This is a genomic window from Neobacillus cucumis (assembly GCF_016908975.1).
GTDB classification, from domain to species: Bacteria; Bacillota; Bacilli; order Bacillales; family Cytobacillaceae; genus Neobacillus; species Neobacillus cucumis.
In genome coordinates this window covers 1-12,612 of record NZ_JAFBEX010000048.1, presented here as the reverse complement: position 1 = coordinate 12,612, position 12,612 = coordinate 1, and the positions used below count along the sequence as shown (strand labels likewise).

Below are 12,612 nucleotides of genomic sequence, written 5' to 3'. Positions count from 1 at the left end.
CAGAATTAGGATTAATCTACCATGAGTGCTTCCCGTAAGGGAGCGACAGTTTGTGATGCACCGTGGTCGTTGGAGTCAGACTAACGGATGGGCTCTATGGCACCATAGTTCATCGACCTTCCTCTCCAGCCTTAGAACAAGTATGGACGGATTCAATACATTTTCATTCTTTGTGGTGAAGAGCTGTTTTTTTGCGATTCATGGATGGCTAACGGGTTGCTTTATTAAAACAAAAATGGACTGGTGAAGAACATCAACACTAATATACCTTTTGTATTAGTTAGTCTCGTTCAAAGATAACTGCTGTTACTGTTTCTCAAGTACAATCACATAAAATTTAGAGTAACGCTAGAACAACTAAATTTATTCAATTAGGTTTTGCACTTTTTGTTTTGGTAATTAGTCTTGGACAAACAACATTAATTTTAACAAAAATGGAATCTCAAAAGAAATCTAGACAAACATTTTACATATCAGCTGAGTGTTTCCTTAAAAGTAATGGAAATGTTACCAAATTGTCCCTATCCACTAACTAAACTGTAAACAAGAAATGTTATATTTATTACGGTCCTAGATCTACCAATCTCTAACGAATGACATAGTTGTAAACCCTAGCAAAAAGCCCGGTTTTCCTATTCCTAGATACCGGGCTTTTTGACGTTTGCTCTCACAATATGCAACTTAATCAGTTTTTTTTCTTTTAATATCATCAAGTTCTCTTTAAGTTTTTCAAGTTCATTTTTGAGATCTAAATTTTGTAGCTTTGATCTATAAAGTCGTTCAAACAAACATCCTGATACCCAAGCTTGTTTGTCAAATTCAGCATCAAAAAACTTAATTGTCACTTTTTCTAATTCAACTTTTTTCGCCAATTGATTTCCCCCTAAATGTTCTAAAATATGTACTGTATTATTTTTCTATCAAAAATGATGGAATACAAGAAGGAGGTAAAAATATTTTTTTTCTACTGTTCCCAAAAGTCTACCCTGTGAAACGAATTGTCTGATAATTTAAGAGGACGCAAGATTAATATTTTAGAGTGTCCCAAAAAGGTTGTTCCAAAACTTAAGCGGATAGGATACAACTTTGTAGTATAAGAGATTACATAAAAGAAAGGAAACGGCAATGAAGAAGCTGAAGAGAAGAGTTATAACATTATTGTGTGTAGGGCTTACCATAGGGGCTATTGTAGGGGTGGTTAGTGTGGCCCATGAACTTAAAAGTATGGTTACAGATATGAATATTGATTATTAAGGTGATAACTATAAATCTAAATAAGAAATAAGGAATTTGGACACTCAGTTTGCAGCCCTTTCCAAATTCGGAGTCGATGAAATTGTACATGAAAAAATTTCTGGCGTTGCCAAACAAAGACCAGAATTAGACAAGCTATTAGACAAGTTGGAATCTAAAGACACGATTGTAGTAATCCGGCTGGACCGATTAGGAAGAAGCTCCAGACAACTAATAGAATTGGTTTTGGATTTTGAAGCTAGGAATATTAATCTTGTGATTCTTGATATGAACATAGATACCAGGACGCCAACAGGAACATTCTTTTTAACAATCATGGCTGGCATTGCTGAAATGGAAAGGACCATTTCAAAAAGAGAAACAGCGGAATGGAATCGAGATCGCTAAAAGTAAAGGTGTTTATGAAGGAAGACCGAAGAAATACCTCAAGAAACACGCGGGTCTTAAACACGCCATTGAGCTTTATAAATTGAACAAATACACGGTTAAAGAAATCACGGGAATGACTTCCGTCTCAAGATCTTCCTTGTATAGCGCTTTGAAGGAACAGGAAGAAAAGGAGCCGGTATTATAATGGACCATATTTGGAAAGGTTTAAAGAATGGGAAAGCATTTGGGAAGAACAGTTGCAGCTGACAAGAATGGACCAGAGCATGAACATAAACAGCATAATCCTGTCTTCCCGACCAGTCGAACTGGATATTAACACTATGGGGCCTTGGGGCCTTAGCTCAGCTGGGAGAGCACCTGCTATGTAGGCTGGAGGTCAGCGGTTCGAATCCTCTAAGGCGCGTAAATGTAAAATTGGATAAAGATAACGAAAATAGGCCCACTCGTTAATGAGTAGGCTTTTATTGTTTTAATGCTGTAGCTTTAAAATAAAGTTTGATTAAAATCCTGTATTAATTAGAGTTTTTCTTTTTATATTCTTACCGATGTTGTAAGGTAATGGTGAATATTTTCACTTAAACAAAATGGGCAGTTTAGTGTAATAAGAATAATTACATAATATTAACGGAGGTGTTGTAATGATTACCGTTAAAAATGCTAAAAGTTACCTCAAGGAAAAGATTGCTGAAGATGGCAATGATATAAAAAAAGTTTGGGAAATATTTAAGGATTTTTGTAAAGAACCAGTTGAGGGAGAAGAAGATAAAGAAATTCTATTTCAATGTGGTGTTTATGATTTTACTGGAGAGGAACTATTTCATTTTGATTTTGTACGTCAGTTTACTGTTTATGAAGAAGAAGAGTATTCTCATATGGAACAACTTCACTGTGAATTTTTATTTAAACCAACAGATGAATTAAGAAATTTTGAAACATCGGAATGGTCAATGGATTATAATGATATAGATGATTTTTTAAATCATATAGTAACCCTTAAGGAGTTTAAAACGCCTTTGGAATTAAAGCCGATAAAATCAGAAATATATCAAGAAGAAATTTAAACATTTTCACTAACGAGTGCGTTAGCTGAAGATAGATTTGCGTGGCAGCTCTTATTTTTTCGCTTTTGACATATATTATGTTCTTGAAGCAATAGTCAGGGAGTTCCCTAACTATTGTTTTAAGCATAATCGATCATCTTATTCGTGCTCGTATCTTACCACATCTAACACACTCACCTGAATTAAAACTAAATTTATGCATTTTTAGAAAAAAACAGATAATAGCTTTAAGTTTCATGCTTGGTACTCCCTTTTTAATTGATTCAATACTAATTAAGGATAGCTATTAAATGTTATGGAATTATTTCCATTAAATTAAAATCACATAATAAAAAGATTAAGGAAGTGTTTCAGTTTTAGGCTATTTTGAAAGTATTCTGGAACAATGTAATGAACAATACGAACATATGGTGAAAGTTTGTACTTAAACGGATTTTTTAATGGAAAAAGAAACAAATAAAAAAGAGTGACCGATTAAGCCACCAATTATGTGTTTTGACTATACACTGTTATAGTTTGTTATTGTTGTTGCATTCCCCTGCAATAGTTGCTTCGTTCGCAATCCTCTTAATGATGGTTGCTTTTTTATTATTCCATAAGAAAGTTTGTGAAATACTGTACTTTCGACATTAAAAAGAACAAGTACAGATAATGTACTCGCCCTTTTTAAAACAATGTGGACATAAAGATACATATAAAATACTAATGCTTAAACCAAAGTTGGTATTCTTAATGATGCAGATTTTAACTTGGCGTTAAACTTATCAATTAAGAAGAAAACTTTAATTAACAGACTAAGCAAAGTTGATAATAAGCTTTTAAGTGAAGTATTCATAATATATCCCCCACATTGAAATTTAGTGTTAAAAGTAACACCATGCTTATTATGTCCTATTGATTGCCTTTAATTATTCCAGAACGGTCTTCCATTTGTGGCGGTTCTTCAAACCAACCATGCTTAATCTTAATTTCAATTCCTTCTCTTCCATACAAATAAATATCTTTCGCAATTAATGTTGCTTTCATTGATATATCATTTCTTAAACTAAAAAATGTTCCAAAACTATTTCCCACAATACTAAATCCATTAAGAAAGTAAACGCAATGCATCATGAGTTTATCAGAGAACGGTGCTACTGTTGAAGGAGTTACCGTACTTCCTGAAGTTGCAGAAAACTGAACATGACTTTCTAAAAGAATTTCTGAAAAGATTTTAATTTGTTTCCTACAAAGTTCCATTCCTTTTACAAAGTATTGTTTAACATCTTTGTGTTGTGCACATTGGGCAAAACCAGTAATTAACTGCAGTCCAATATTATTTGTTTCAACCCCATGATGAAGAATACCAAGTTCAATATCATTCAAAGGTCTTTTTTGATTAAATGGATTTAACCCACTTAAATAGTTTTTACTTTCAATAAACTCATTTGTTATTGGCATTGTCACTTTTGGTGGAAGGGATAGAATCCCTTTTTCAAGCAAATAAAGAGTTGCCAGCTTATAAACTTTTTGGGTAACAGAAGTAAGCCCCTCATAAATGTGCATTACCTTATCGTTATAGGACATATTCATATTAATTGTGTACATGCCCATACTTACTTCTTTTAAAATACGCAGAAACATAACATCAAATCCATTGTCGTATAACTTTGGGGCTTGTAGATTAACATCTTCTTTTCTAAATCCAATAGGTGTTGCCATTCCTTGCTTCTTAAAAATTTCTTCCATTTGCAAAACATAAAAGTTTAACTCTTGCCATAAACCGCCCATAATATTCTTAGCTTCTTGGTCATCTGCTTTCTCAATAAAGTATTCCAACATTCTCATAATAAGGTTTTTTTCAATGTATGTAGTCCAAAGTGTTCCTATCTCCGGTGCACTAATAGGATTTGTTAAAATCAATTTGCATTACCTCCGTACATTATTGGCTATTATATACTTGACAATAAATAGAAAATTTATTCGATAGTACGGTAATAACTACGGCGGTCATTTTTTTCTTGAACCACTTAGGGGAGGCTACTTGAAAAAGGATAGTTTGTTATCAAAATTAAATAAGAAAAGTAATTTTTGAAATAAATGGGAAATAGATCGCTTATATAAAAAGAAATGCGAAAGCATATTGGTCACAAAATCCTGTTAACCGCTGGATGCGGGTTATTATAGAGGAGCAACGTCTATTCTTTGATTTTATTGCGTTTACTATATTTGGCGGATATAAGGTAAAGGAAGTTAGAGATAACTTTCTGGAAGCAGTTGAAAAAAACGGAAAATCAATGACTGAAGATCTTAAGAAGAATATGAAAAAATACATATGGAAACAAAGCGAATTACAAAGAAATAGACAGAAATGACGTGAAAATATTGGATAAAAAGTAGCTTTAGGCTGCTTCTTTTTAATTGGGCTACCTGGCAGGATAGTTAAGAACCATCTAACACTTGTCCATAGCTAACTAAGAAAAGAAAAAGCCGAGACCATCAATCCCCCGACCTATTTTATTATAACTACAAAAAATATCGTCCTCATTAGTAATTTACACCAAATAAAAACTAAATTCACCTATTAGTTATTATTATAAGCTAACAAATCATTCGGTTAAAAGACCTTGTAATAATCTCATTTAAGAAGTGTAAGATAATAACAATTAATTGGTGGAGGTTAGTAGTGTGCTTAACAAAAAAGGGAAGATAACGTCGTTATTTTGGATTGCTATACTTGGCTTAATTTTAACAACGATATATACAATCATCCTTGGTATTTTAGGATATAGGACGATGAATAGGATCGATTATATTTATAAACAGAATAAACAAAAATCAAAAAATGGTTAATTAAGAGTGGCTGAGAAGTCGCTCTTTTTTTCCTTATTTAACTAACAGGGAGGATAGTTAAATATGAAGGAGATATAATAAGTTAAATGATTCCTTTTAAATAATGGGGTATTAATATGTCAATGAAAAATAAGTGGTTGTTTAATATTGCAATGGTATTACTCTCTTGGATTACAGTTTCTTTTTTGGAAAAGCGAAGTATAAAGAGATTTTTTCCAGCCTTTATCTTTGTGTTTTTAATAAATTGTATTGATGTTCCGATTGGAAAGAAACGTAGATGGTGGTATTTTTATAATAAACCACATTCCTTTTTTCATAATGAATTTCCTTTTTTAATAGGTCCTATGTTGGCGGTGGCTTTATGGACATTAAAATGGACATACGGGAGTTTTAAAAAGTTTATTATGATAAGTGCCATTTTTCATGTGTTTTTTACATTTTTAGCTAAAAGTTTATTTGCAAAGATAAAATTATTTAAATTAGTTCGACTTAATGCATTTCAATTTTTCCTATACTTCTTTTACAAGGCTTTTCTCTTATATGGATTTCAATACATTTGTGAAAATAAAAAGAGATTATTCAATTAAAGGGTGCGCTTGTTGTGCGAAATGTTTCTGGCTTAAACTGAGATTGGTCACAATCTTAGGTAAAGGTCAGCAGTCCTTCTGAACTGAAGGGGTATATCGAAGAATCAAATGTTTATGAATGATTAATAAATGTTATCATTTAATGTAGTTAAGATTGTGAAGCAATGTGCTTAAACTAGGGTAGCGATTGCTTAAAACTTAGATTAAATTTTAGCGATAAACTTGTGCCATTAACCCAATTTGTTATAGTTAATTCTATTTATATTTGAAATTACACCTAATAACTTGTTAGGTGTTTTTATATGAAAGCAACACTCATAATTAAACGACATTAGGAAAAAATAAGAAAAATCGAGGAGGATATATATGTACAAACTTGCTTTTGCATTCCCCTTTTTGTTTGCTTTATGGCTTGCAAATCCAGCATATGCAGTTGAAGTAAATGGCATTATTCAGGTTATGGATCAAAACAATAATGTTATAGTAAAGAAAAATATAACATTTGAAGAGGGAGACACTATTTACGACATAACCAAAAACAACTTTGATGTGGCGGAAACAAACGGTATGATAACAGGAATCAATGGATTGGTTGAAAAACCTACAGAAAACATCCATTGGGCTGCATTTATTGATGGTAAATTTATTGAAATTTCACCAGACGATGTAGGACTTTACGCAAATGATATTTTAACGTGGGCGTTAAGGGATTACGATAAACAAGAAATAATGAAATAAAAAGAAATGTTCATCACGGAGGTTATATAATTCGCCTCTGAAATAAGAGTTGAAGAGCCAGCTGCCAATCTTGGCAGCTTTTTGTGCGACGGGCAGTCGCATAGGGCGTGAATAATCCACTGCCCTTCTTTTTCTTTTTCAGGACAGAGACGTCATCTCGATGAAACGACTGGTTGAAAGAGAAGAATTAGAATTCCAGATGGTGAAAGTCCATCCCCGAGAAGACTGCCCTAGCTCGGGAAGCCTAATCTAGGGCAGTTGCCGTGAGGTGCTGTCTGAAGGAGATGTGGAAAACCGAGAGGTCCATAGGCGAAGAAATAGACCCTAATGCAATAAGTGTGAATCACGGCGGCGGGATAAGTTGGCGACTTTGCGAAAAATGAGGAAGCCCACTATAAAAAGGTATTTTCTTTAGAAGTCAGAGCGAGAAAATGCAGATGTTAAGTCCGGAGGGGTTCAAATGAGTATTAAGATTTCGGAGCTCCATGTTGCTGGGGCGTGAAGTGTAGAATAATAAAATAAGTTGTCATTTGTGGGATTCATCGTTTAAAGTCTAGTTAGAAGGTAATTAAAACACTGGGTTAACAGTCTCATTTATAAAGAAAGCTACAGCAATGTTTTAGGAGGAATAATCATGACTCAGTATTTTGTAAAAAAAGACTTTAATCCAACATTCGGAAATGGTTCAATCCCCAAATTGCTCTATATTTGTAATGTTGATCCGACCCACACAAGCTTACCTAGAACGATGCATATGCACAATGATTTATTAGAAATCATTTTTATCAAAGAAGGAAATGGCAGTCATTTGATTGGTGAACGACAATATAAAACGCTTAAAGGTGATATTTTAATCTATAACGAAGGTGTTCTTCACGATGAATATGGGAATCCGGATACAAATATGAGCGTTTTTTGTTTAGGTATGACAAATGTGAAGCTCCCTTGGTTACCAAAAAATCATTTGGTTTCCAAAGAATCTTCATACGTTTTGCGCTGTGGAGAGGATGCTTCAATGATTGAATCATTGTTAGAAATGATGTATTTACAAATTTCTGAGGAAAAAGCTGGAGCAGAGGAAATGTGCAGTTATCTGCTGCGTGCACTTCTTACGCATATCTTGCAAATCCCGCAGGAAAACCATGTCTTATCAAAAGCCGAAGAATCATTATTATCTAACAGCATTAAATCTTACATTGATGAACATTATCTGGAGGAAATTTCATTGAATTCTCTTTCGGAATCACTTCATATAAGCCCCTATTATTTGGCACATGTTTTCAAGGAATCGACAGGATTTTCTCCTATTCAATATATTATTCGTCGTCGAATTGGCGAAGCACAGTCATTACTTATTAATACAAATGAAAGTGTTACAAATATTGCTGGTATAGTTGGCTACGATAATACCAGTTACTTTACGACCCTCTTTTCTAAGACAGTCGGCATGTCTCCCAAAAAATACCGACAGTTATGGATTAAAAGTGGGAAGTAGAAACTTAGTCTATTCAAATATAGGAAAACTAAAAGCAATAGTCACTATTGCTTTTTATTTTTTCCTCTTATTGCTCCTCTTTAAACGGTAATAGTGACCTTCCAATTTTAAAACCTACCATATTATCAGCTAAATAACAGGATTCTACATTTCTCGGGAAATTTGAAGAACTCTCGATAAAAACATTCAAAATCTCTCAAAAACTACAAAAAACAAGATAGTGAAACTTTTTATTATTTATCTAGAATAAACCGCTTAAATTAAACAAGATAGTGAAAGCGGTTAACTTAGACTGGATTTATAATTAATTTATAAGTTTTGGAGGTGTTTCAATTGAGTATAAAAATTTCAGGAGCGCCTTGCTGCTGGGGTGTAGATGATCCAAAAAACCCTTATCTGCCGCCATGGGAGAGGGTTTTACATGAGGCATCGCAAGCTGGTTATAAAGGTATTGAGTTAGGTCCATATGGCTATATTCCTATGGATATTGTTAGAGTAGAAGCCGAGCTCGCCAAAAATGACTTGACGATCATCGCGGGGACGATTTTTGATGATTTGGTTTCAGAAAGTAATTTGGAAAATTTGTTACAGCAGGTCGACGATATTTGTTCTTTGATAACGAAACTGCCTCCTTCACCAACAGAAGAAGGACAGAAATTTTCAACCCCTTATTTGGTTATCATTGACTGGGGGCATGACGAAAGGGATTATAATGCCGGTCATCCAGATCGGGCACCAAGATTATCTGCACAAGATTGGAACAGGATGATAAGCCATATTCAAGCTCTTTCAGAACGGGCCAGCAAGTTTGGTGTGCGGGCAGTTATCCATCCGCACGCAGGCGGCTATATTGAATTTGAAGACGAAATTAAGCAGCTTTTAGAAGATATTCCTTATGAAATAGCAGGACTTTGCTTGGATACAGGGCATCTTTACTATTCTAAAATGGATCCGGTTCAATGGCTTAAAGACAACAAGGACCGTCTGGATTATATCCACTTTAAGGATATTGATCTGGATGTTTACGATCAAGTTATGGGAGAACATATTCGATTTTTTGATGCTTGCGCCAAAGGCGTTATGTGCCCAATTGGACAGGGAATTATCGATTATAATGCTATGCATTCATTGTTAAAAGAGATCAATTACCATGGTTATATCACGATTGAACAGGAACGGGACCCTAGGAACGCTGATACCAGTTTACGTGATGTAAAGCAAAGTGTGGATTATTTATTGAGTGTTGGATATTAATAGATTTTGAAAAAAGGAGAATGAAAACATGATTAATGGTGAAAAAAACGTTGAGCAGCCAATCCGCTGGGCAATGGTAGGTGGTGGACGTGGAAGTCAAATTGGCTATATACACCGTTCAGCTGCGTTACGTGATCATAATTTCAAATTGGTTGCGGGTGCCTTTGATATTAATCCACAACGTGGGAAAGATTTTGGAGTTAATTTACATGTTGATCCAGAACGTTGTTATGCTGACTACAAAACAATGTTTGAAGAAGAAGCAAAGCGTGAAGATGGGATTCAAGCGGTTTCTGTTGCTACTCCAAACGGAACACATTATGAAATCACGAAAGCAGCTCTAAATGCTGGACTTCATGTTGTGTGTGAGAAACCTCTATGTTTTACCACTGAAGAAGCACTTGAATTACAAGAAATGGCGAAAGCCAAAAATCTTGTTGTTGGCGTTACATATGGTTATGCTGGCCACCAGATGATTGATCAGGCACGAAGTATGATTGAAAATGGAGATTTGGGAGAAATCAGGATTGTAAAAATGCAGTTTGCACATGGTTTCCATTCTGCTGCTGTAGAAGAAAATAGTGAAAGCACCAAATGGCGAGTTGATCCAAAAGTTGCAGGTCCAAGTTATGTTTTGGGGGATGTAGGGACACATCCATTATACATATCCGAGGTCATGCTGCCAAACTTAAAAATCAAAAAATTGATGTGTTCCCGCCAGAGTTTTGTTAAGAGCCGTGCGCCACTTGAGGACAATGCATTTACCATTATGGAATATGATAATGGTGCTGTTGGGTATGTTTGGTCTTCCTGTGTAAATGCTGGCTCCATGCATGGGCAAACGATTCGTGTGATAGGTTCAAAAGCTAGCATTGAATGGTGGGATGAACATCCTAATCAATTAAGATATGAAGTTCAAGGGCAACCGGCACAGACTTTAGATCGTGGTATGGATTATCTCTATCCACAATCACTTACAGATGATCGTATCGGTGGAGGCCATCCAGAAGGATTATTTGAAGCATGGTCAAATCTATATTCTCGTTTTGCAAAAGCGATGGTTGCAGCAGATCGCGGAGAAACGTTTGATGCATCTTGGTATCCAGGAATCGAAGCAGGAGTAGAAGGTGTTCGTTGGGTTGAGAACTGTGTACGTTCTGCAGATAATGGTGCTGTGTGGGTTGAATACCAATAACATCAATAAAGGCCTTTGATGATTTTAAAGGCCTTATTGTGTAAAAATAATTGAAAACGCTTTAATCAGTCTGTGGCTTTTATAGAATGAAAGGCTTAAGGGAAAGGATTAATAAAAAATAAAACCTTGGGAGGAAAATGCATGGGTAATCAAGTAGGGAATTTTAAACGTAATTTACGAACGATTATGATTTCTGCAACATTTGGGGGACTTCTTTTTGGATATGACACGGGAGTTGTGAATGGCGCCTTACCTTTTATGGCAAAACGTGACCAGCTTAATCTTTCACCCACTACAGAAGGGCTTGTGACCAGTTCACTTCTTGCTGGTGCAGCAATTGGTGCCTTGTTGGGAGGAAAGCTGCAAGACCGTTATGGCCGACGCAAAATGATCCTTAATCTATCATTGTTATTTTTACTAGCAACACTCGGAACTACATTTGCTCCCAATGTTTCGGTCATGGTTACCTTTAGATTCTTGCTTGGACTTGCTGTTGGGGGAGCATCTTCAATGGTACCGTCTTTTCTCGCAGAGATGGCACCTGCCGAAAATAGGGGAAGAATGGTTGCCCAGAATGAAATTATGATAACCGGCGGACAATTACTAGCTTATGTTTTTAACGCTATTCTTGGTGTAACAATGGGGGATACTGGACATGTTTGGCGCTACATGCTCTTTATTTGTGCCATTCCGGCCTTTATGTTATTTATTGGTATGCTCAAGGTTCCTGAGAGCCCAAGATGGTTGGCATCAAAAGGAAAAAAGGATGAGGCGCTAAGTGTCCTTAAACAAATCCGTGACGAGAAACGTGCTATTGCAGAATTTAAGGAAATTGAAGAAGCCGTAAAAAGAGACGCAGATCTTGAAAAAGCAACCATTAAAGACTTTTCTACACCATGGTTACGCCGTATTTTGTTGATTAGTATCGGAATTTCCGTCGTGAATCAAATTACAGGGGTTAATTCCATTATGTATTATGGTACACAAATTCTAGAGCAGGCTGGTTTTGGAACGAAGACGGCATTAATTGCAAACATTGCAAATGGACTTATTTCCGTTCTTGCTGTCATATTCGGTATTTGGATGATTGGTAAGGTGAACCGCCGTCCAATGTTGATCATTGGTTTGTCTGGTACAACCACCTCACTTTTATTGATTGCCATATTTTCAATGATACTCAAAGGTTCTCCTGTACTGCCGTATCTTGTACTTTCTTTGACAGTTTTATTCCTGGCTTTTATGCAAGGTTGTATTGGACCGGTAACCTGGTTAGTTGCTGCGGAAATATTCCCACAAAGATTAAGAGGCCTTGGTAATGGTATCAGTGTATTTTTCTTATGGGCTGTCAACTTTGTGATTGGTTTTACATTCCCTATTCTTTTAAGTACGATCGGTTTATCCGCTACATTCTTTGCTTTTGTTGTCATTGGCTTATTGGGAATTGCTTTCGTCTACAAATTTATGCCAGAAACAAATGGCTTTACACTTGAAGAGTTGGAGGAGCAGTTCCGTTCCAAGTATGATAAAAGTAATGTGAAAAAATCTTTTAGTGAGGCCCAGTAAGAAAAAATTTAAAACTAAAAATGTATTAAATAATAAGGCTGTGTTAAAGGTTAAAGGTTATTGCTGATTTTGGAACGATGTTGATTGGAGCGGAAGGCGCTCGACTCCTGCGGGAGTATGGGGCTGGGGAGACCCCACAGGCGCTTTAGCGAGGCCACTGAAAAAGTCCACATTTTAAGCAGTTGAAAGGTAGATTTTATCGACCTTTCAACTGCTTTTTTGTTTTATAATAAAATTATTAAA

At 35.4% G+C, this 12,612-nt stretch carries 12 protein-coding genes; 10 read left to right on the top strand and 2 right to left on the bottom strand.

Going from position 1 to position 12,612, the window contains the following annotated elements; translation table 11 throughout:
• Positions 1–638: 638 nt before the first annotated feature.
• Positions 639–872 carry a hypothetical protein gene (locus JOC76_RS29160; RefSeq protein WP_205182279.1) on the bottom strand — a complete coding sequence of 78 codons (234 nt, stop codon included), beginning with the start codon at positions 870–872 and terminating at the stop codon, positions 639–641.
• Between the two features lie 253 nt (positions 873–1,125).
• Here JOC76_RS29160 and JOC76_RS30670 point away from each other — a divergent pair, with 253 nt between their 5' ends.
• From JOC76_RS30670 to JOC76_RS29150, 3 genes are all read left to right on the top strand, one after another.
• Entirely contained in the window at positions 1,126–1,254 is a 129-nt protein-coding gene (locus tag JOC76_RS30670) for a hypothetical protein (RefSeq protein ID WP_275591434.1), read from the top strand.
• A 36-nt stretch (positions 1,255–1,290) separates the two neighbouring features.
• A complete protein-coding gene (locus JOC76_RS29155; protein WP_307784787.1) occupies positions 1,291–1,641 on the top strand; it encodes a recombinase family protein in 351 nt (116 codons plus the stop codon).
• Between the two features lie 641 nt (positions 1,642–2,282).
• Positions 2,283–2,705: a hypothetical protein gene (locus tag JOC76_RS29150; RefSeq protein WP_205182278.1), complete on the top strand. Its 423-nt coding sequence runs from the start codon at positions 2,283–2,285 to the stop codon at positions 2,703–2,705.
• 891 nt (positions 2,706–3,596) lie between these two features.
• Here the strand turns inward: JOC76_RS29150 and JOC76_RS29145 are convergent.
• Entirely contained in the window at positions 3,597–4,607 is a 1,011-nt protein-coding gene (locus JOC76_RS29145; RefSeq protein WP_205182277.1) for a DUF3231 family protein, read from the bottom strand.
• Between the two features lie 248 nt (positions 4,608–4,855).
• Here JOC76_RS29145 and JOC76_RS29140 point away from each other — a divergent pair, with 248 nt between their 5' ends.
• From JOC76_RS29140 to JOC76_RS29110, 7 genes are all read left to right on the top strand, one after another.
• Positions 4,856–5,059, top strand: a complete 204-nt coding sequence (locus JOC76_RS29140) for a hypothetical protein (RefSeq protein WP_205182276.1) — start codon at positions 4,856–4,858, stop codon at positions 5,057–5,059.
• Positions 5,060–5,653: 594 nt separating this feature from the next.
• Positions 5,654–6,124, top strand: coding sequence for a hypothetical protein (locus JOC76_RS29135; protein ID WP_205182275.1), 471 nt, complete (start codon positions 5,654–5,656; stop codon positions 6,122–6,124).
• Positions 6,125–6,490: 366 nt separating this feature from the next.
• Positions 6,491–6,862, top strand: a complete 372-nt coding sequence (locus JOC76_RS29130; protein ID WP_205182274.1) for a DUF4430 domain-containing protein — start codon at positions 6,491–6,493, stop codon at positions 6,860–6,862.
• Between the two features lie 634 nt (positions 6,863–7,496).
• Positions 7,497–8,357, top strand: coding sequence for an AraC family transcriptional regulator (locus JOC76_RS29125; protein WP_205182273.1), 861 nt, complete (start codon positions 7,497–7,499; stop codon positions 8,355–8,357).
• Between the two features lie 333 nt (positions 8,358–8,690).
• Positions 8,691–9,611, top strand: a complete 921-nt coding sequence (locus JOC76_RS29120; RefSeq protein WP_205182272.1) for a sugar phosphate isomerase/epimerase family protein — start codon at positions 8,691–8,693, stop codon at positions 9,609–9,611.
• 28 nt (positions 9,612–9,639) lie between these two features.
• Positions 9,640–10,806, top strand: coding sequence for a Gfo/Idh/MocA family protein (locus JOC76_RS29115; RefSeq protein WP_205182271.1), 1,167 nt, complete (start codon positions 9,640–9,642; stop codon positions 10,804–10,806).
• A 141-nt stretch (positions 10,807–10,947) separates the two neighbouring features.
• The gene (locus JOC76_RS29110; RefSeq protein ID WP_239558125.1) at positions 10,948–12,369 is read left to right on the top strand and encodes a sugar porter family MFS transporter; all 1,422 of its coding nucleotides are present in this window, start codon (positions 10,948–10,950) and stop codon (positions 12,367–12,369) included.
• Positions 12,370–12,612: the final 243 nt, after the last annotated feature.

Excerpts from the sequence above, each read along its gene's own strand:
- JOC76_RS30670 (WP_275591434.1), top strand. The coding sequence starts at position 1,126 with ATGAAGAAGCTGAAGAGAAGAGTTATAACATTATTGTGTGTAGGGCTT.
- JOC76_RS29150 (WP_205182278.1), top strand. The coding sequence starts at position 2,283 with ATGATTACCGTTAAAAATGCTAAAAGTTACCTCAAGGAAAAGATTGCT.
- JOC76_RS29140 (WP_205182276.1), top strand. The coding sequence starts at position 4,856 with ATGCGGGTTATTATAGAGGAGCAACGTCTATTCTTTGATTTTATTGCG.
- JOC76_RS29135 (WP_205182275.1), top strand. The coding sequence starts at position 5,654 with ATGTCAATGAAAAATAAGTGGTTGTTTAATATTGCAATGGTATTACTC.
- JOC76_RS29130 (WP_205182274.1), top strand. The coding sequence starts at position 6,491 with ATGTACAAACTTGCTTTTGCATTCCCCTTTTTGTTTGCTTTATGGCTT.
- JOC76_RS29125 (WP_205182273.1), top strand. The coding sequence starts at position 7,497 with ATGACTCAGTATTTTGTAAAAAAAGACTTTAATCCAACATTCGGAAAT.
- JOC76_RS29115 (WP_205182271.1), top strand. The coding sequence starts at position 9,640 with ATGATTAATGGTGAAAAAAACGTTGAGCAGCCAATCCGCTGGGCAATG.
- JOC76_RS29110 (WP_239558125.1), top strand. The coding sequence starts at position 10,948 with ATGGGTAATCAAGTAGGGAATTTTAAACGTAATTTACGAACGATTATG.